Here is a 19,568-nt window from a genome sequence, read left to right as displayed (position 1 = left end):
CTACACAGCGTGGGCGCCACCCAATTCTTGCGCGATTTGCTTCAGTGGCGACAGCCTTGAAGGCTGTTATTCAACACAATATCGAGGATAGAGGAGATAGGCATGGTTCGTAACCCGAACAAAGGCTGGATCGGTGTGGAAGATCCCCTCTGGTACAAGGACGCCATTGTTTATCAACTGCACGTCAAAGCATTCGGCGACAGCAGCCAGGATGGCTTCGGTGATTTCCTGGGCTTGATCCAGCGGCTGGATTATCTCCAGGAACTGGGAGTGGATACGCTGTGGCTGATGCCTTTTTATCCCTCGCCGATGCGCGATGACGGCTACGACATTTCCGATTACCAGAACGTCCATCCCGATTATGGCACGCTGGCCGACTTTCGGGCCTTCGTCCGCGCCGCCCACGCCCGGGGGCTTAAAATCATCACCGAACTGGTCATCAACCACACCTCCGACCAGCATCCCTGGTTTCAGGCCGCGCGCCGCGCCCCGCGTGGTTCGCCGGAACGGAATTTCTACGTCTGGAGCGACGACGACCAGAAATTCCCGGAAACCCGGATCATCTTCACCGATACTGAAACTTCCAACTGGGCCTGGGATCCAGTAGCCCAGCAATATTACTGGCACCGATTTTTCTCCCACCAGCCGGATTTGAATCACAACAATCCAGCGGTGGTGAAGGCGGTGATCAAAATCATGCGATTCTGGCTGGATTTGGGAGTAGACGGGCTGCGGCTGGACGCCATTCCCTACCTGTGCGTGCGCGAGGGCACCGCCAACGAGAATTTGCTCGAAACCCACACGGTGATCAAACAAATGCGGGCGGTGGTGGACGCCCATTACCGTAGCCGAATGTTCCTGGCCGAGGCCAATCAATGGCCGGAAGACGTGAGCGACTATTTCGGCGATGGCGATGAGTGCCACATGGCCTATCACTTCCCGTTGATGCCGCGCATGTTCATGGCCATTGCCCAGGAAGATCGCCACCCGGTGGTGGATATTCTCGAGCAGACCCCGAGCATTCCCGACCCCTGCCAATGGGCGATCTTTCTGCGTAACCACGACGAACTGACGCTGGAAATGGTCACCGACCGGGAGCGGGACTACATGTACCGCACCTACGCCGCCGATCCACGAATGCGGGTCAATGTCGGCATCCGCCGGCGGCTGGCGCCGCTGCTGGATAACGATCCAGCCAAAATCAAGCTGATGAACAGCCTGTTGTTGTCGATGCCGGGCACGCCCATCCTCTATTACGGCGACGAAATCGGCATGGGCGACAACATCTATCTCGGCGACCGCAACGGGGTGCGCACTCCGATGCAGTGGAGTCCTGACCGCAACGCCGGCTTCTCCAACGCTGACCCGCAGCGCCTGTACCTGCCGCCGATCATGGACCCGATCTACGGCTACGAAGCAGTCAACGTCGAGGCGCAGCAGCGCGAACCGGCCTCGCTGCTCAACTGGACCCGGCGGTTGCTGGCGGTGCGCCGATCCTGTCAGGCGTTTGGCCGTGGCCGACTGGAACTGCTGCGCCCCGGCAACCGCAAGATCCTGGTCTATACCCGGAGCTACGCCGACGAGGTCGTGTTGTGCGTTGCCAACCTGTCGCGGGCGGCGCAGCCGGTGGAACTCGACCTTAAACAATATAAAGGCTTGGTTCCGGTGGAAATGCTTGGTCAGACTCCCTTTCCGCCCATTGGCGAATTGCCCTATCTGCTCACGCTGTCCCGTCAAGGATTTTACTGGTTCCGACTGACCAAGGCCGCGCCACCGGTCTGGCATGAAGGCACACTGCCGGGCCTGGAATTGCGGGTGCTGGTGCTGTTCCAGGGCTGGAAGAGCTTTTTCGTCGACGAGGTCGAGCCACGTCGACGGGCGATGGCGGCGACCCTGCACGAGCGGCTGATCCGACGAATCTTGCCGGACTTCCTCCCGACCCAGCGCTGGTTCGCCGGTAAGGGTGGAAAGATCGAACGGGTGGAGTTCGAGAAATATGCGATCTGGGCCGACCGCAGCGAGTGGTTACTGGCGCGGGCGCGGGTCTGGATGGTCGGGCGGGCGGAGCCCCAGGATTACGCCTTACCGCTGGCACTGGCCTGGGAGGAGGACGGCGATGAAAAATTGCGGCCTCTGTGGCCCTACACGCTGGCCAGGGTGAGATCCAAGGCCCGGACGGGTCTGCTGTACGGCGCTTTTGCCGACGAACTGTTTTGCCAAACCCTGATCAAGATGATCGCGCGTGGCGCCCGGGTTCCCCTGGGTCAAGGCTGGTTGAGATTCTCCGTCACCCCGGCGTTCGCCGAACTGGCCGGCGATGCGCCGGAAGTGCTGCCGGTCAAGCGGCTGGCGCTGGACAGCAGCAACACCACCCTTGCTATCGGCGAGCGGTTGCTGATGAAAGGCTACCGCCGCTTGCAGTCCGGTATCAGCCCTGAGTTGGAGATGGGCCGGTTTCTCACCGAAATCGCTTTTCCGAATATCGCGCCGCTGGCTGGCGCGCTCGAGTATGAGGACGAGGCGGGCGATAGCATCACTCTGGTGTTGTTGCAAGGCTTCGTAGCCAATCAAGGCGATGCCTGGGGTTATACCCAGGATTATCTGAAACGCTTTCTGACGGACTGTCTCGAACAGCCGGATAGAATCCGGGAAGCTGGTGGAAACACCCATACGGTCTATTTGCTATTTGCCACGACTCTGGGCCAGCGCACCGGCGAATTGCACCGGGCGCTGGCGCAAACCACCGGCGATCCAGCGTTCGATCCAGAACCGATTACGGCGGTTGATCTGAGCGACTGGATGGACCAAATCCGTGGGGAAGTGAAGACGACGTTTGAACAACTGGAGCAGTCCCGGCATCGGCTCCCGGAGCTGGCGCGGTCGCTGGCCGAACGGGTACTCACGGCCCAAATCGGCCTACCGCAGGCGGGCCGCTATGCCTCGCTGGCGACCCAAGTGCTGGAATCCAGAGGCACGGTGGAGGCCCGATCCGCGCAAATCGAAACGCTGACTCCCCAGGCCGCCAAGACGCGCTATCACGGGGATTACCATCTCGGCCAGGTGCTGGTGGCCAGGGACGATGTGATCATTATCGACTTCGAGGGCGAGCCGTCGCGGTCGCTGGCGGAGCGACGCGCCAAACATTCGCCACTGCGAGACGTAGTGGGGATGTTGCGCTCGTTCAACTATGCGGCTCATGCCGCTCTGCGGCAGGCCACCGCTGATGGAACCTGCCACTGGACGGAGCTTTGGCCGTATCTCAGCGCTTGGGAACAGCAAACCCGCGCCGCGTTTCTGAACGCCTATGTTGAAGCGGTGGGGGACAGTCCGGGATATCCCACCGATCCCGATCAGGTAAAGATACTGCTGGAACTGTTTACCTTGGAGAAAGCCTGTTACGAACTGCGTTACGAATTGGACAACCGCCCCGATTGGGTCGCCATTCCGCTCGGGGGATTGTGTGAACTCTTCTCACTCGAAGCGAAGGATGGGCCAAGATGAAACCATCCAAGAATTTTAATTTAACCTTGTGAAAGCTGTGCTAAGGAGGTTTTATGTCTCATCCGCTTTGGCCTGGCAAACCTTATCCGTTGGGCGCTTCTTGGGATGGCAAGGGTACTAATTTCGCGCTGTTTTCGGAAAACGCCACCCAGGTTGAGCTCTGCCTGTTTGACGAGAAAAACAAAGAAACCCGGCTGGAACTGAAGGAGGTCAACAAGTTCATTTGGCACGGCTACGTACCGGAAATCGGGCCGGGGCAGCGCTATGGCTTTCGGGTGCATGGCCCGTTCGCGCCGCACGAGGGTCATCGCTTCAACCCCAACAAGCTGCTGATTGATCCCTATGCCAAAGCGCTCGACGGCGATGTTCGCTTCGGTAAGAGAATTTTCGGTTACCCGTGGCATCAACCCGAAGACGATCTGGCCTTTTCTAAAAGCAACAGCGCGCCGCTGATGCCGAAGGCCGTGGTGATCGATCCCCGTTTCGACTGGGAAGGCGACGAATTGCTGCGCACACCCTGGCATGAGACGGTGATCTATGAACTGCACGTTCGGGGATTCACCCGCCTGCACCCGGACATTCCGCCGGAACTGCGCGGCACCTACGCGGGCCTGGCGCATCCCGCCGCGATTGCCCATCTGCGCTCCATTGATGTCACCGCGGTCGAGTTGATGCCGGTGCATCACTACCTGGCCCATCCCGGTCATCTGGCCGCTACCGGGCTGCGCAATTACTGGGGTTACGACTCGCTGAATTTCTTTGCTCCGTATTCCGGCTACAGCGCCAGCGGCCACTACGGCGAACAGGTGCGCGAGTTCAAGGAAATGGTCAAGTCGCTGCACCGAGCCGGCATCGAGGTGATTCTGGACGTGGTCTACAACCACACCGGCGAAGGCAACCAGATGGGACCGACCCTGACCCTGCGCGGGATCGACAACGCCGCCTATTATCGGCTGGTCGAGGACAATCCGCGCTACTACATGGATTTTACTGGCTGCGGCAACTCGCTCAATGTCCGCCATCCACAGGTGCTCAAGCTGATCATGGATAGCCTGCGCTACTGGGTGCTGGAGATGCACGTCGACGGCTTCCGTTTCGACCTGGCCTCGGCGCTGGCGCGGGAACTGTACGCGGTTGATCGGCTGGCCGCGTTCTTCGACATCATTCATCAGGACCCGGTGCTGTCCGATGTAAAACTGATCGCCGAACCATGGGATGTGGGCGAAGGCGGCTATCATGTGGGCGGCTTTCCGCTACTCTGGTCGGAATGGAATGGCCGCTATCGGGATACGGTGCGCGACTTCTGGCGCGGTGAACCGAGTCGGTTGGCCGATTTCTCCTTCCGCTTCACCGGCAGCTCCGATCTGTATCAGCCCAACGGGCGCAATCCCAGCGCCAGCATCAATTTCATCATCGCCCACGACGGTTTCACCCTGCGCGATCTGGTCAGCTACCACGAAAAGCGCAATGAAGCCAACGGCGAGGGCAACCGCGACGGGGAAAGCCACAACCGCTCCTGGAATTGCGGCGCTGAAGGCGAGACTGACGATTCGGAGATTTTGCAACTGCGCTTGCGTCAGCAGCGCAATTTTCTGGCAACCCTGTTCCTGTCGCAGGGCGTCCCGATGCTGCTGGCCGGCGACGAGATGGGCCGCAGCCAGGGCGGCAATAACAATGCCTATTGTCAGGATAACAAGATTTCCTGGCTGAACTGGGATTTGCCGGAAGAAAACGCGGCGCTGCTGGAATTTGTCCGCGAGCTGATGGCGTTTCGCTACGACCATCCGGTGCTGCGCCGGCGCAAATGGTTCCAGGGGCGCTCAATTCACGGTTCCGGCGTGAACGACATCCTCTGGTTCAATCCCGATGGCGGCGAGATGACCGAGGAACAATGGCATGATGGGTTGACCAAGGTCATCGGCATCTTTCTCAACGGTGAGGAGATCGCCACTCCCAACCGGCGTGGCGAGCGGATCATTGACGACGACTTCATTTTGCTGTTCAACGCCCACCATGAGGCGGTGGAATTCGCCTTGCCCGAAACCTTGCAACAAGGGCAATGGCGGACGGTGATGGACACCGCCCAGCCCCGCTTTTTGCAACGTGGCCGCAGCTACGATGCCGAAGCGCCCACCGTGCCGGTGGCTGGCCGGGCGCTGGTGGTTCTGCAACGACCGTCCAGTGTCGCGGCTTCAGAATAACCCTCTTTTCCATATTGGCTGGGCCTGACGCCAGCCGATCCAACTGGTCTCACCCTCACCAAGTCCGTTTCAGTTTTCCAAATTCATGTTGGGTTGCCAAAAAGATGGCGATCCGCTCCTGCTTATTAAGCATTAAAACGGTATCTACTGACTGGACAAGGAGACTTGATTTCCATGAACCCTTTCAAATTGGGCGCTCATTATCGCGGCGATCAGCACTGTGTCTTCACCTTGTGGGCGCCCTTGCTCAAGCAAGCGGCGGTTCATCTGATCGCGCCCGCTGATCGACTGATTCCCATGATCCGCGATGAGCGGGGCTACTGGCATGCCACTATCACCGGCATCGAACCCGGTGCACTCTACTTTTACCAGTGGGATGGCGAAACTGACCGCCCCGATCCCGCCTCCTACAGCCAGCCGCAAGGAGTGCATGGTCCATCGCGAGTGGTTGATCATGCCTTTGCCTGGACCGATGGCGGCTGGCAACCACCGCCGCTGCCACAGTGGGTGATGTATGAGCTGCATGTCGGAACCTTCACTGCTGAGGGTACGTTCGACGCCATCATTCCCCGCCTGCCCGAATTGCGGGAACTGGGAGTGAATGCGTTGGAACTACTGCCGGTCGCCCAATTCCCCGGCGAGCGCAATTGGGGTTACGACGGCGTTTACCCTTATGCGGCCCAACACTCTTACGGTGGGGTCGAGGGATTGAAGCGGCTGGTGGCCGCCTGCCACCGCGAAGGATTGGCGGTCATCATGGACGTGGTCTACAACCACCTCGGCCCCGAAGGTAATTACCTGTGGGGGCTGGGAACGTATTTCACCAGTCAGTACCGCACCCCCTGGGGCGATGCGGTCAATTACGACGGCCCGCATAGTCCCGGTGTGCGCGAGTATATGGTCGGCAATGCGCGTTACTGGTTCGAGACCTGCCACTGCGACGCGCTGCGGCTGGATGCCGTCCACGCTATTTACGACTTCGGCGCCCGCCATATTCTGGCGGAACTGGCTGAAGTCGCTGCGGATTGCGGACAACGCCAGGGTCGGCCCTGCTATCTCATCGCCGAAAGCGATCTCAATGATCCGCGTATCGTTCGCACCCCAGCCACCGGCGGTTACGGGCTGGACGGGCAATGGAGCGACGATTTCCACCACGCTTTGCATACGGTGCTGACCGGCGAGCGGCATGGCTATTACGCGGATTTCGGCGCTTTGGAACAGTTGGCGCAGGCCTATCGTCGGCCATTCGTTTACGCTTGGGACTATTCCCCGCACCGCCAGCGTTTCCACGGCGACGATCCCGGCGACTGTCCGGCCTGGCGGTTCGTGGTGTGCAGCCAGAATCACGATCAGGTCGGCAACCGGGCGCTGGGTGAGCGGCTGTCCGGTCTGCTGCCGTTTCCGGCGCTGAAACTGGTAGCAGCGGCAGTGCTGCTGTCGCCCTATCTGCCGTTGCTATTCATGGGCGAGGAGTACGGCGAACCCCGACCGTTCCTGTATTTCATCAGCCACGGCGATCCGGCCTTGATTGAAGGGGTGCGCGAAGGCCGGAAAAAAGAATTCGCGGCGTTCCATGCCAAAGGCGAAGCGCCCGATCCGCAGGCAGAGACCACGTTCGAGGACTCAAAGCTGCAATGGGAACTGGGCAAAAGAGGTCGGCAGGGTCAATTACGCGCTTTTTACCGCGAGTTGTTGCGACTGCGGCGGGAACTGCCCGCGCTGGCTCATCTCGATAACGCCAGCCTGACCGCAACCATAATTGCACCAGGCGTACTGGAATTGCGGCGCTGGCGCGACGGCAACCGGATAGTCGCCTGGATGAATTTCGCCGCTGACTCGGCGACTGTGACCGTCGAACCCGGTGTCGGCGCATGGCGTAAAGTAATCGACTCCGCCGATACAACGTGGGGCGGCGAAAATTCTGGCCTGCTACCGCAACTCCCCGATGGGAGCCTGCCGGATACCATAACGCTTTCGCCTTACGCGGTGGTGGTCTACACCACTGAAATTTAGAATCGGCTGGCCACCGCCGTAACGGGCTGGAAGCCCGTTCCACACTTTTTCCTACTGATGATGGCGATCAATGACCCATGTTCCGGACGATCCCGCCGACCAACTCCCTGACCTCTCACTCGGTCTGCTGTTCGATCCCGCTGCCGAAATCGAGGTGCGGGACACGCTCCTGCCCTTGTTGGCGGATCGTCCGGCGCAAGTAGTCTCTTACCGGCTCAACACACTGCCAGATTGGCCAGCAGGGATGACCGTGCTGACTTACCTGAATGACGACCAGTTTGCCGAATTAGCGCCAGAAGCGGTCGCCCGGCAATGGATCATCGGGTTGTTGCCGCATCCGGGCTTGAACCAGGCGCGGCGATGCTTTGGTGTCGCGCCCCGCCTGGAACACGCACTGGACGATGCGTTGAATGGCGCCAAGGAAGGGCGCGTTGACCTGCTGTACGCCAACTCCCGCCCTGTTTTCAACTCGGTGGTGATTGGCGAAATGTTCTCACTGAGCGGAGGCGGTCAGTCCCCTGGCTTTCGCACCCGACTCCAGCGGTTTCTGAGCATCCTGCGATCAGGATTTGGCATTCAGCAACTGCATCCCTACACCCTCACCACCGGCAAGGACAAGAGCCTGGTGACGGTCGCGCTGGGCATCGTGATCGTCAAAAAGGGCCATGCTTCGCTGTTATTTCGGTGGATCATTGACGACAGCGGCGGCAACGACGGGATGCTCCATGCGCTGATCCTGGCGCCGCGCAGCCGCATGGAGATATTGCGCTTCCTGCTGGCGGCGCTGATTCTGGGCGGTCAACGTGAAAAACTGCCGCCGTTCGTTGGACACATCAAAACGGCGGCGCTGACGGTGACCAGTTCCCGTCCACTGGATTATTCGCAGGATGGAGCCTGGATCAGCGCCCGCCAACTGGAGTTGACGGTAGCGCCCAAAACCTTGCGGCTACTGCCGGGTCGGCGGCTGGACCTGCAGGAAGGATCGCCGCAAGCCAAGGAAATCTATAAGGTGCAAGGCCTGCCGGTCGGTGAGTCCAGAACCGCGCTGGACAGCCAACCTCTGCCCTGGCTGCACCGAGCCAGCACCGAAGAGTTTAAGGATCTGTATCTGGCGTTGCGCGATAACGCCCATCCTTCATCGGCCTATTTGACGCTGATGGTGTTGTCCACCCTGCTGGCCTGCCTCGGCCTGTTCGCCAATTCGGCTCCCGTGATCATCGGGGCCATGATTCTGGCGCCGCTGATGGCGCCGATCATCTCGCTGGCGATGGCGGTGGTGCGCCAGGATGGCAATCTGTTGGCTGATAGCCTGAAGACCTTGATCCTGGGTCTGCTGCTGGCGTTGAGTTGCGCGGCAGCCATGACCTGGGTCATCCCCTTGCATTCGGTGACCAGCGAAATCGCCGCCCGTCTTAACCCGACCCTGCTGGATTTGGGTATCGCTCTGGTGTCCGGAGTGGTCGGTGCCTACGCTCATGCCCGCGAGGAAATCGCCCGTAGCCTGGCCGGCGTGGCGATTGCGGTGGCTTTAGTGCCTCCACTCGCCGTTGCTGGCATTGGCCTTGGCTGGGGCGAGTGGATGGTGTTCCGAAATTCCTTCCTGCTGTTCCTGACCAATCTGTTCGGTATCTTGCTGGCCGGCAACCTGACGTTTCTGCTGCTCGGATTTGGCCCGTTTCGGTTGGCGCAACGAGGATTGCTGACGGCGCTGGCGCTGGTCGGAGTGGTGAGCGTACCGCTGAGCGTGGGTTTCACCCGGATGGTCGAACAAAACGCCATCGTTCGGGCTTTGGAGGGCCAGGAGATCGCCGGGGTGATTTTGCGTGAGGCGGCATTGCTTCCGGGCGACCGGTTGCATTTGTCGATACGGTTGCTATCGCCCACCACCCTGGACCGAGCAGACGTGGAGCGGGTCAAGCGGGCCATTGAATCCCGGCTCGGCCGCCCGGTGACGCTGGAGGCCACTATCGTGGTCATCCTCTGATCAAGAACGTCCCAACATCATCCGACGACCGCCAACCGGTGCATGGCTCGTTGCGAGCCGATTTGACGGGCTGGAACAAAGCCCGTTCCACATTCTCTCCCTACTGCTGAGGGTCATTCCATGATGCACATCCCTGTTGCCACCTATCGCCTGCAATTCACCCCCGATTTCGGCTTCGACGCCGCAGCTCTTATCGCACCGTATCTGGCGGATTTGGGAATCTCCGATATTTATGCTTCGCCAATCCTGACGCCGCGCCACGGCAGCCAACATGGTTATGACGTGGTGGATGCGCACGCTATCAATCCTGAACTGGGTGGCCTGAAGCGGTTCGAATCGCTTCTTCAGTTTCTAAAAACAAAGAATATCGGCTGGGTGCAGGACATCGTGCCCAACCACATGGCTTTCAACAGCCAAAATCAGTTATTGGTGGACGTGCTGGAAAATGGCCCCGATTCACCCTATCACGAATTTTTCGATATCAACTGGAATCATCTCTACGAAGGGATTCGCGGTCGAGTGCTGGCACCTTTTCTGGGCAAGTTCTATGGCGAGTGTCTGGAAAGCGGTGAGTTGCAGTTGCGCTATAGCGAACAGGGTCTCGCCGTCCACTATTATGATTTTCGGTTTCCGATCCGGATCGAGTCCTACTACCGGCTATTGACCTACGATCTGGGGCGGTTACGCGCCACGCTTGAGCGCAATCATCCGCATTTTGTCAAGTTTCTGGGGGTACTTTACCTGCTCAAGTACATTCCGTCCGGCAAGGAGGGACGGGAGCGCTACGATCAGATTTCCTTCACCAAGCAGATGTTGTGGGAGTTATGGAACGGCAGTTCCGAAGTGCATGCGTTCATCGAGGAAAATATCCGCATCTTCAATGGCGAAGCCGGCAAGCCCGAAAGCTTTGACCTGCTGGACAGTCTGCTCAATGAGCAGTTTTTCCGGCTGTCCTACTGGAAAGTGGGTAACGAGGAACTGAATTATCGGCGGTTTTTTACCATCAATGATTTGATTTCGCTACGGATTGAGGATCAAAAAGTCTTTGATTTCACTCATGAGCTGATCCTGAAGCTGGTGGCCGAGGAGAAGATCAGCGGTTTACGGATTGACCATATCGATGGTCTGTACGACCCGGCGCAGTATCTGCATCGCCTGCGCGAACAGGCACCCTATGTTTATCTGGTGGTGGAGAAAATCCTCGAACACGGCGAACAATTGCCGGTGAACTGGCCGTGCCAGGGCACCAGCGGCTACGATTTTCTCGGCATTATCAATGGCCTGTTCTGCCAGTCGGCCGCTGAAGCGGAATTTACCCGGCTCTATCACTCGTTTATTGGCAACACCACGTCGTGCGAGGCACTGATCGATTGCAACAAGCGGATGATCGTAGACAAGCATCTGGCTGGCGACATCGACAATCTGGCGCATCTACTCAAGCGGATTTCCGAGCGTTACCGCTACGCCAGCGATTTCACCTTGTACGGACTCCAGGTGGCGCTGATCGAGATTATGGTGCTGTTCCCGATTTATCGCAGCTACATCGGCCGCAGTGGCGCCAGTCGGGTCGATCAGGAATGTATCCGACAGATCATTGCCCAGGCCCGGATCAACATTCCTAATTTTCGCAATGAACTGGCCTTCATCGAACGCTTCATGCGCCTGGACTTTGATGAACACATGGCGGCTGAGGACAAAGACCAGTGGCTGCATTTTATGATGCGTTTGCAGCAATTCACCGGGCCGTTGATGGCCAAGGGCGTTGAAGATACAGTGTTTTATGTCTATAACCGGTTGCTGTCGCTGAACGAGGTGGGAGCGGGACCGTTGCAATTCGGCATCGATCTCGATGAATTCCACGCCTTCAATCAGCATCGCGTGGGCTGCTGGCCTCATGCCATGAACGCCAGCGCAACGCACGACACCAAGCGGGGCGAGGATGTCCGCGCCCGGCTGAACGTGCTGTCGGAAATGCCGGCAGAGTGGGAACGCCAGTTGCGGCAATGGCACGCGATCAATCTGGAGCGCAAGACGCCCATCGGCGAGCGGCTGGCGCCCGAAACCGACGATGAATACCTGCTGTACCAGACGCTGCTGGGCGCATATCCCTTCGATCTGGCTGAGTACCCCGCCTTTATCGAGCGGGTCAAAGCGTATCTGATCAAGGCGATCCGCGAGGCGAAGATTCATACCAATTGGCTGGAGCCGGACAGTCGCTACGAGAACGCCTTGATTGCCTTCGCCGAACGGGTCATGGAACCGGGCAAGGACAATCCCTTTCTCCAGGCGTTTCTGCCGTTTCAACGGCGGATTCAGCACTACGGCATTCTCAACTCGCTCAGTCAGACCTTGCTCAAACTCACCACGCCCGGCTTGCCTGATTTCTACCAGGGTACTGAATTATGGGATTTGAGCCTGGTCGATCCCGATAACCGGCGACCGGTCAACTTTGAGCGGCGCGGCGCTTTGCTCCAGGCGCTCCAAAGCCGTGCGAACGATAACATCCTCCAGTTGATCGCGGAATTACTGGCGGCGCCCGAGGATGGACAGATTAAGCTTTTCCTGATTTTTCGAGCTTTGCGGGCGCGCCAGACGGCGGCGGATTTATTTCAGCACGGCGCCTACCAGAAACTCACCGTCATCGGTAGCCTCAAGTCGCATGTCGTGGCGTTCGCCCGGACGCTAGGCGAGCAACAGGCGCTGGTGGTGGTGCCGCGTTTCCCGAACAGCCTGGTCAAGGATGGTGAGTATCCATTGGGCGAGGCGGTCTGGCATGAAACCCGCGTGTTACCCCCTGTCGGCTCTCGCCTGCGCTGGTACGACGCCCTGAGTGGGCAGACTGTGCAGGGTGAGGAGGCGTTGTGGCTGCGTGAGGTATTCCAGCATTTCCCGGTGGCGCTGCTGATCAACGAATCGGGTCAGGGTTGATCGGAGCGACCTCCGGCCTGGGAGTTGGACGGATCGCCCGGTCCTTGGGCACGGCGGCGGATGCGCTGGCGCCAGCGCCACAGCAACAGCACCGGTCCCGACAGTCCATACAGCAGGAAGCCGATGAACAACACCTTGGGCGGGTCAATCGAGGTGAATACGAAGAGCAGCACAATGATCAGAACCGCGATGAACGGTACCCGCCCGCGCAAATCCACTTTTTTGAAACTGAAGTAAAGAATGTTGCTGAACATCAGCGCTCCGGCGCTGATCGTCACGATCAGCGCCGGCCACAGCACTTGGGCGCCGCTCAGGCCCAGATCGGTGCTGAACCAGACCAACCCGGCCATCACTGCCGCCGCTGATGGACTGGGCAACCCGATGAAATAGCGCTTGTCGGTACTGCCGATTTGCACATTGAAGCGGGCCAGTCGCAGCGCCGCCATCACGGTATAGAAGAACGCTGCCAGCCAGCCCAGTTTGGACAGGAAAGGTCCCATTTCCGCCATGGTGCCCAGCGCCCAGATGTACATGATCAGTGCCGGAGCCAAACCGAACGACACTAAATCAGCCAGGCTGTCATATTGGGCACCAAATTCACTTTCGGTGTGGGTCATTCGCGCTACTCGCCCGTCCAGCCCGTCCAGCACCATCGCGATAAACACCGCAATAGCCGCAGGTTCAAAGCGGTGGTTCAAGGCGGCGATGATGGCGTAGAAACCGCAAAACAGCGCGGCGGTCGTGAACAGATTCGGCAGTAGATACACACCGCGCGAACGGCGAACTTCGGGGGGGGCCTGGGTGGCAGGCTTGAGAGGCTCGGCCATTTCAATCTCCATTTTGCGGGTCGTGGGCGGCATAGAGCGCGGAATTGCGTTGCCATCATTCAGAAGGGTCAATTACCCCGCCCTAAAGGATGGGGCTTGTGGCTGCACTCGAAACCCTCCGTTGTTGTCATCGTGCGCCACGATAGGCTCATTGACATGAGCCGGTGCAGCGATATTAATCGCCGCGTTTTTATCCGCATTCGCCACCTGTCCACAGGAGACACAGTGAAAACGGGATTGGGTTTTGCGATTGGCTTTTTCAGTATGCCCACAAATCGCGCATCGGCGCGAAGTATTGCGGGGGTCAACATACTGAACGACAACGCCTTCCCGCTTCGCTTTGTAGTCGATAAAGGATTGAAGCTGAAAGAACGACCAACCGCTGTGTTTGGCTCTATCAGATTTCCGTACCGTCGTCCGTTCACGGATATGCTTGAGATTCTCAAGCTTGATTCCGCGCCCGGTGTCTTTGGCTTTCTCGACGAGCTTCTTGGAAATAACGTGATTCTGATTTCTCCTGAACCTGGATTCTTTGCGCCGGATCCGCTGCACGTGGCGACGCGCCGACCGCGATCCACGGGCTTGCAAGGCTTTTCTCAGTTCGTGGTAGCGACGGCGGGTATTCTCAACCGTTTCGCCAGAGAACGATTCGCCGTCCGAATCACTGGCGATTTGAACGATGCCAAGGTCAACCCCGATAAAATCTTTCGGGTCAATCGGCGGTGCTGTGGGTGTTTCAATGACCAGCAACAAATAGAACACCCCGTCAACCAGAACCAAATCAGCTTGTCCATGCCCACGGCCCATTTTAAGGCGCTGGTATTCTCCCATGTGCATGGGAATGGTCAACCGACCCTGCAAGGTCAGGATACTGGCCGCTTCCAGTCCCTTGAAACTCAGAATGCGCTGATCGTAAACGACCGCGCCCGTAGGTCTGAAAAAGCAGTGTTTCGACTTGTCGCGCTTATAAGCTTCAACCACCTTGGCAATGGCGCGAATCGTCAGTTGTGCCGACAACCCAAACTGTTTCCTTACATCGTCATAAACCCGTTTCTGCAAGACAAACTTGGACGCGCATTGCTCCCGAAACGCCACTTCGGCAATGAAGTTACACGCTTCATTGAAGACACGCATAGTGTCTTTCAACGCTGCGTGTTGGATTTCATCTGGGAGCAATTTGATTTGCAGTACGACTTTCATATTGAAAATTATACTCACAAAGAAGCATGGAGATCAAATCAACCGGTATTTGACCGTACTTCGCACGGTGCGCTCTCCCTCCCCGCCCTAAAGGACGGGGCCTCTCGCCCAAGAAGGGTGAGAGGCTGAGATTATGGCTCCCACGCTCCCACACTCCGGCGTGGGAACGAGAAAGAGTTATTGACGTAGCACGGGCATCTTACCCGTGCTACAACTTGTTTAGGATTGCCCTATATCCAGTATATTTTTACGGAAATTTTCCAGATAGCCACCTTGCACATGGACCCTGCTTATGCCCTCATCATCGCGCCGCCCTCTGACTGTCGGTAGTGTCGCACTGCTTTACATGGCGTTTGCGGCATTGTGGATCATCGCTTCGGATGGGCTGTTAAGCCTGGTGATCGCTGATCCAGCCTTGCTGACGTGGCTGAGCATCATCAAGGGTTTGACTTTCGTCACTGTCACCGCCGGCTTGCTCTTTTTGCTGTTGCGTGGCTGGCGTGAGTCGCTGATCACGACCGGCGTAGAAGATGCGGCGCCGCCTGAACCGCGCCGCCGTTATTGGGCGCTGACCTTTTTCAGTCTCGCTTTGCTGCCGCCGCTGCTCGGTTTTGGCATCGTGCAACTGCATGGTCCGCAACTTGAACGCGAAGCCTATGCCAACCTTCAGGCCATTGCCGATCTCAAGGCCAATCAGATTATTCAATGGCTGGGCGAACGCCAGGGCGATAGTGAAATACAGACCCGCAGCGCCAGTTTTGCCGCACAGGTCGAACAGTGGTTGCGCCAGGACGACGCGATGCAGCGGGCGGAGATTGTGGGACGCCTGGAAAGTCTGCGCAGCGCCTATGGCTATGAAGGAGTGATGCTGCTGGATACCCAAGGGCAAATCCGGATCAATCTGGGCGGTCATGCCGGAGTTCCTATGCCGTTACAGCCGCTATTGACCCAGGCGCTCGCCACGGGCCAGGTGCAGCGCAGCGACCTTTACCGCGATGAAGCCGGACAGATTCACCTGGATTGGGTGGCGCCGCTCATGGTGGCGGAGCGGGAAGGCCAGCGCCCGGTCGCCGTGGTGGTGCTGCATATCGGGCCAAAAAACCTGCTGTTTCCGGTGATCCGGCGCTGGCCGACCGCCAGCCCCAGCGCCGAAACGCTGCTGGTGCGCCGCGACGGCGAATCAGTGTTATTCCTCAATGAACTGCGTCATCGCCCGGATGCGGCGCTGAGTCTTCGCCAGCCGCTCAACAGCCCTGATCTCCCGGCCGCAGTCGCGGTGCGCACCGGCGAGACTGGCGTCCAACACGGGATTGATTATCGCGGCGAACCGGTTCTGGCCGCCTTCCGTCCGGTGGGGGATACCGGCTGGCATCTGGTGGCGAAAATTGATCACGCTGAAGTCATGGCGCCGCTGGACCGCCTGGTGTTCTGGGTTAGCGTGGTGGCGCTGTTCGCCGTTGCCGCCGTAACTGCGGCAGCGCTGGCGCTCTGGAGCCAGCAGCAACGCGCTCACCGGTTCGAGTTGCTGGCTCAGGCCGCCCACCATGACCGGTTGCTGCGCCAGTTCTACGACCTGCCCTTTGTCGGGATGGCGATCACTTCGCCGGAAAGCAAACGCTGGCTGCAATTCAATGACCGGCTCTGCGAAATTCTGGGCTATCCACGAGCAGAGCTGGCGGACATGACCTGGGCTGAAATCACCCATCCTGACGATCTGGAAGCCAATGTCGCCGAATTTGAGCGGGTGCTGCGCGGTGATTCCGAAGGCTACCGGATGGACAAGCGGTTTATCCGCAAGGATGGCGCGGTCGTGTTTGCGGCGATTGATGTCAAATGCTTGCGCCGCAAGGACGGTCAAGTGGAGACTTTCATTGCCACGATCAATGACATTACCGAACGGCAGCGGGCCACCGAGCAAATTCGCAAACTTAACCGGCTTTACCGGGTGCTGTCCAACATCAACCAAACCATCGTGCGCCGCAAGGAACCGGAATGGATGTTCCGCGAAGCCTGCCATATTGCGGTGCGCGATGGTGGCTTTCGCATGGCCTGGATCGGGCTGCTCAACCCGCAGACCGGCTGGGTGCGGCCAGTCGCTCAAGCTGGACAGGTCGGTGATTATGTCAATGAGGCTCACATCACCCTGGTCGGTCCGCGCAGCGAGGGGCCGGCCGGCGTTGCCCTGCGCACCGGTCAAACCACCGTCTGCAACAACATTGAACACGATTCGGCGATGGGGCCGTGGCGGGAAAAAGCCTTGGCGCTGGGTTATCGTGCTTTGATTGCGTTGCCGCTGACGGTGCAGGGTGCAATCCGCGGCGCGATCAGTCTTTATGCCGATGAAGCGGATTTCTTTGATGCGGAAGAGATCACGCTAATGGAGGAACTGGCGGGCGATATTGCCTATGCCCTGGAAATTGCCGAGGCCGACGCCGCTCATCTGGAAGCTGAACAGGCGTTGCGGGAAAGTCAGGAGCGGTTCCGCCGGGCAATAGACGAAGCGCCGTTTCCGATCATGATTCACGCTGAAAATGGCGAAGTGCTGGCCTTGAGCCGAACCTGGACCGAGATCAGCGGCTATGCCCGCGCCGACATCCCCACCATTGCCGACTGGACCGGACTGGCCTACGGCGAGCGGCAACAGGCGGTGCGGGTTGTGATTAATCAGCTCTACGATTTGCAGCAACGGGTAGCGCAGGGAGAATATCGAATCACTTGCAAAGACGGCTCACAGCGCGACTGGGAGTTCAGTTCGGTGGCGCTGGGCAGTCTGGCCGATGGCCGTCGCCTGGCGATGAGCATGGCCGCTGATGTCACCGAGCGCAACTGGGCGCTGGTGGCGTTGCGCCAGCGCGAGCTGCAATATCGCCACCTGTTTGAAGCGCACCCACTGCCGATGTGGGTTTATGACCTGGAAACCCTGAGCTTTCTGGCGGTGAATGATGCCGCCATTCAGCACTACGGCTTCAGCCGGGACCAGTTCCTGAACATGACCATTGCCGATATTCGTCCGCCCGAAGCGGTGCCGCGCCTGCTGGACAATATCGCCCAGGTGCAAAACCACCACATTGATGAAGCCGGAATCTGGAAACATCGTAAAAAGGACGGTTCATTGATTGAGGTCGAGATTACTTCCCATATTCTCGAATTCGCCGGGCGGCGGGCTGAAGTGGTGCTGGCACACGATGTCACTGAGCGGCTGCGCGCCGAGGAGCGATTGCGTCAGGCCGCTACCGTGTTCGAGAACACCCGCGAAGGCATCACTATCACCGATGCCGACGAGCGGATTTTGCGGGTCAACCGGGCCTTTTGCGACCTAACGGGTTACACCGAGGCCGAGGTGCAGGGCCAGACCCCGCGCCTGCTGCATTCCGGTCGGCAAACCCCGGCGTTCTACGCCGCAATGTGGGTCAGCCTGCGCGCGACTGGGCATTGGCAGGGCGAGATCTGGAACCGGCGCAAGGACGGCAAGGAATTTCCTGAGCTGCTCAGCATCAGCGCGGTCAAGAATGCCACCGGCGTCGTGACCCACTATGTGGGCGTATTTACCGATCTGTCCTCGCTCAAGGCGTCTGAACAACGGTTGGATTTTCTGGCTCACTACGATCCGCTGACTGGTCTGCCCAATCGCCTGCTGCTGTCCGCTCAGTTGCAACACGGCATTGACATTGCCCGCCGTGACGACGAGGCGCTTGCCCTGCTGGTGATGGATCTGGATCGCTTCAAGGATGTGAATGACAGTTATGGGCATTCTGCGGGCGATGCGCTGTTGCAACAGGTGGCGGAGCGGCTGACCAGCCGCTTGCGCAGCGCGGATACCGTCACCCGGCTGGGCGGCGATGAATTCGCGGTGCTGCTGGAGAATTTGGTCCAGCCGCAGGACGCGGCGCGGGTAGCAATGGAGATTATCAGCCTGCTCAGCGAACCCTGGCAGTTAGCCAATGGCGCTGAATTGCGACTCGGTGCCAGCGTCGGCATCAGTCTGTTCCCGGCCCACGGCCACAGCGCGGAAGAACTGTTGCAACAGGCCGACGCCGCGCTGTATCAGGCCAAAAATGAAGGGCGCGGGCGCTTTCAGTATTTCTCCGCCGATTTGACCGAGGCCACCCGCCAGCGGATTGAACTGGAAGCCCGCTTGCGCCACGCGATCAATGATCAGCAGTTGCGGGTTTACTATCAACCGCAAGTGGATATCGCCACTGGGCGGATTGTCGGCGCGGAAGCCCTGGTGCGCTGGCAAGACCCGGAACAGGGCTTGATCTCGCCGGCCCGCTTTATTCCGCTGGCGGAAGAAACCGGGCTGATCAGCGTCATCGGTGAATGGGTGCTGCGGGAAACCTGCCGTCAGGGCAAAGTCTGGCTGGATGCGGGTCTGCCGCCGCTGACCCTGGCGGTCAATCTTTCCGCCCGCCAGATTCATCAAGGCGACATTGCCGCCACCGTCATGCAGATTTTGAGCGACACCGGTTTCCCTGCTGAGTGGCTGGAGCTGGAATTGACCGAAAGCGCCTTGATGCAGCGTGAGACGGAAGCGGTGACGATTCTGGAACGGCTGCGCGGTCTGGGACTGCATCTGGCGATGGACGACTTCGGCACCGGCTATTCGTCGCTGGCCTATCTCAAGCGGTTCCCACTCGATGTGCTGAAGATTGACAAGAGCTTTGTGGATGACATCCCGCATCAACGCGATGATATGGAGATTGCCGCCACCATTATTGCGATGGGCCATATCCTGGGCTTCAAGGTGCTGGCCGAAGGGGTGGAAACCGCTGAGCAACTGGCGTTCTTGCAGCTCAAGGGCTGCGACCAGTATCAGGGCTATTTAACCAGTCCGCCGGTCCCCGCCGACGCCTTCGTGACTTTGTTACGCAACCCGATATATAGCGCGGGCGACCCGATGGTTCGTTGATTTGG

General features: G+C 58.9%; 8 protein-coding genes. 6 read left to right on the top strand and 2 right to left on the bottom strand.

Features of this window, described 5'->3' with window-relative positions; all coding sequences use genetic code 11:
• The first annotated feature begins 102 nt into the window (after positions 1–102).
• From treS to treY, 5 genes are all read left to right on the top strand, one after another.
• Positions 103–3,501, top strand: a complete 3,399-nt coding sequence (treS, locus tag BN874_RS01470) for a maltose alpha-D-glucosyltransferase (RefSeq protein WP_051497292.1) — start codon at positions 103–105, stop codon at positions 3,499–3,501.
• A 53-nt stretch (positions 3,502–3,554) separates the two neighbouring features.
• Positions 3,555–5,702 carry a glycogen debranching protein GlgX gene (glgX, locus tag BN874_RS01465; RefSeq protein ID WP_034430404.1) on the top strand — a complete coding sequence of 716 codons (2,148 nt, stop codon included), beginning with the start codon at positions 3,555–3,557 and terminating at the stop codon, positions 5,700–5,702.
• A 174-nt stretch (positions 5,703–5,876) separates the two neighbouring features.
• Positions 5,877–7,715 carry a malto-oligosyltrehalose trehalohydrolase gene (gene treZ / locus BN874_RS01460; protein WP_034430403.1) on the top strand — a complete coding sequence of 613 codons (1,839 nt, stop codon included), beginning with the start codon at positions 5,877–5,879 and terminating at the stop codon, positions 7,713–7,715.
• 70 nt (positions 7,716–7,785) lie between these two features.
• Positions 7,786–9,699: a DUF389 domain-containing protein gene (locus tag BN874_RS01455; protein WP_051497291.1), complete on the top strand. Its 1,914-nt coding sequence runs from the start codon at positions 7,786–7,788 to the stop codon at positions 9,697–9,699.
• Positions 9,700–9,822: 123 nt separating this feature from the next.
• Positions 9,823–12,627: a malto-oligosyltrehalose synthase gene (gene treY / locus BN874_RS01450; protein ID WP_034430492.1), complete on the top strand. Its 2,805-nt coding sequence runs from the start codon at positions 9,823–9,825 to the stop codon at positions 12,625–12,627.
• Here treY and pssA read toward each other — a convergent pair.
• Positions 12,618–13,454, bottom strand: coding sequence for a CDP-diacylglycerol--serine O-phosphatidyltransferase (gene pssA, locus BN874_RS01445; protein WP_051497313.1), 837 nt, complete (start codon positions 13,452–13,454; stop codon positions 12,618–12,620). The genes treY and pssA overlap by 10 nt on opposite strands.
• A gap of 72 nt (positions 13,455–13,526) precedes the next feature.
• A complete protein-coding gene (locus BN874_RS01440) occupies positions 13,527–14,654 on the bottom strand; it encodes an RNA-guided endonuclease InsQ/TnpB family protein (RefSeq protein ID WP_034430402.1) in 1,128 nt (375 codons plus the stop codon).
• A 292-nt stretch (positions 14,655–14,946) separates the two neighbouring features.
• On the opposite strand from BN874_RS01440, the gene BN874_RS22020 reads away from it, so the two are divergent.
• On the top strand, positions 14,947–19,563 hold the full coding sequence (locus BN874_RS22020; protein WP_081756059.1) for a PAS domain S-box protein: 4,617 nt from the start codon (positions 14,947–14,949) through the stop codon (positions 19,561–19,563).
• The last annotated feature ends 5 nt before the right edge of the window (positions 19,564–19,568 follow it).

The organism is Candidatus Contendobacter odensis Run_B_J11 (assembly GCF_000531125.1).
Taxonomy (GTDB): Bacteria; Pseudomonadota; Gammaproteobacteria; order Competibacterales; family Competibacteraceae; genus Contendibacter; species Contendibacter odensensis.
This window is presented reverse-complemented; position numbering and strand designations above follow the sequence as displayed.

What these genes read in the sequence shown, in the direction of transcription:
- treS (WP_051497292.1), top strand. Translation starts at nt 103, where the DNA reads ATGGTTCGTAACCCGAACAAAGGCTGGATCGGTGTGGAAGATCCCCTC.
- glgX (WP_034430404.1), top strand. Translation starts at nt 3,555, where the DNA reads ATGTCTCATCCGCTTTGGCCTGGCAAACCTTATCCGTTGGGCGCTTCT.
- treZ (WP_034430403.1), top strand. Translation starts at nt 5,877, where the DNA reads ATGAACCCTTTCAAATTGGGCGCTCATTATCGCGGCGATCAGCACTGT.
- BN874_RS01455 (WP_051497291.1), top strand. Translation starts at nt 7,786, where the DNA reads ATGACCCATGTTCCGGACGATCCCGCCGACCAACTCCCTGACCTCTCA.
- treY (WP_034430492.1), top strand. Translation starts at nt 9,823, where the DNA reads ATGCACATCCCTGTTGCCACCTATCGCCTGCAATTCACCCCCGATTTC.
- pssA (WP_051497313.1), bottom strand. Translation starts at nt 13,454, where the DNA reads ATGGCCGAGCCTCTCAAGCCTGCCACCCAGGCCCCCCCCGAAGTTCGC.
- BN874_RS01440 (WP_034430402.1), bottom strand. Translation starts at nt 14,654, where the DNA reads ATGAAAGTCGTACTGCAAATCAAATTGCTCCCAGATGAAATCCAACAC.
- BN874_RS22020 (WP_081756059.1), top strand. Translation starts at nt 14,947, where the DNA reads ATGCCCTCATCATCGCGCCGCCCTCTGACTGTCGGTAGTGTCGCACTG.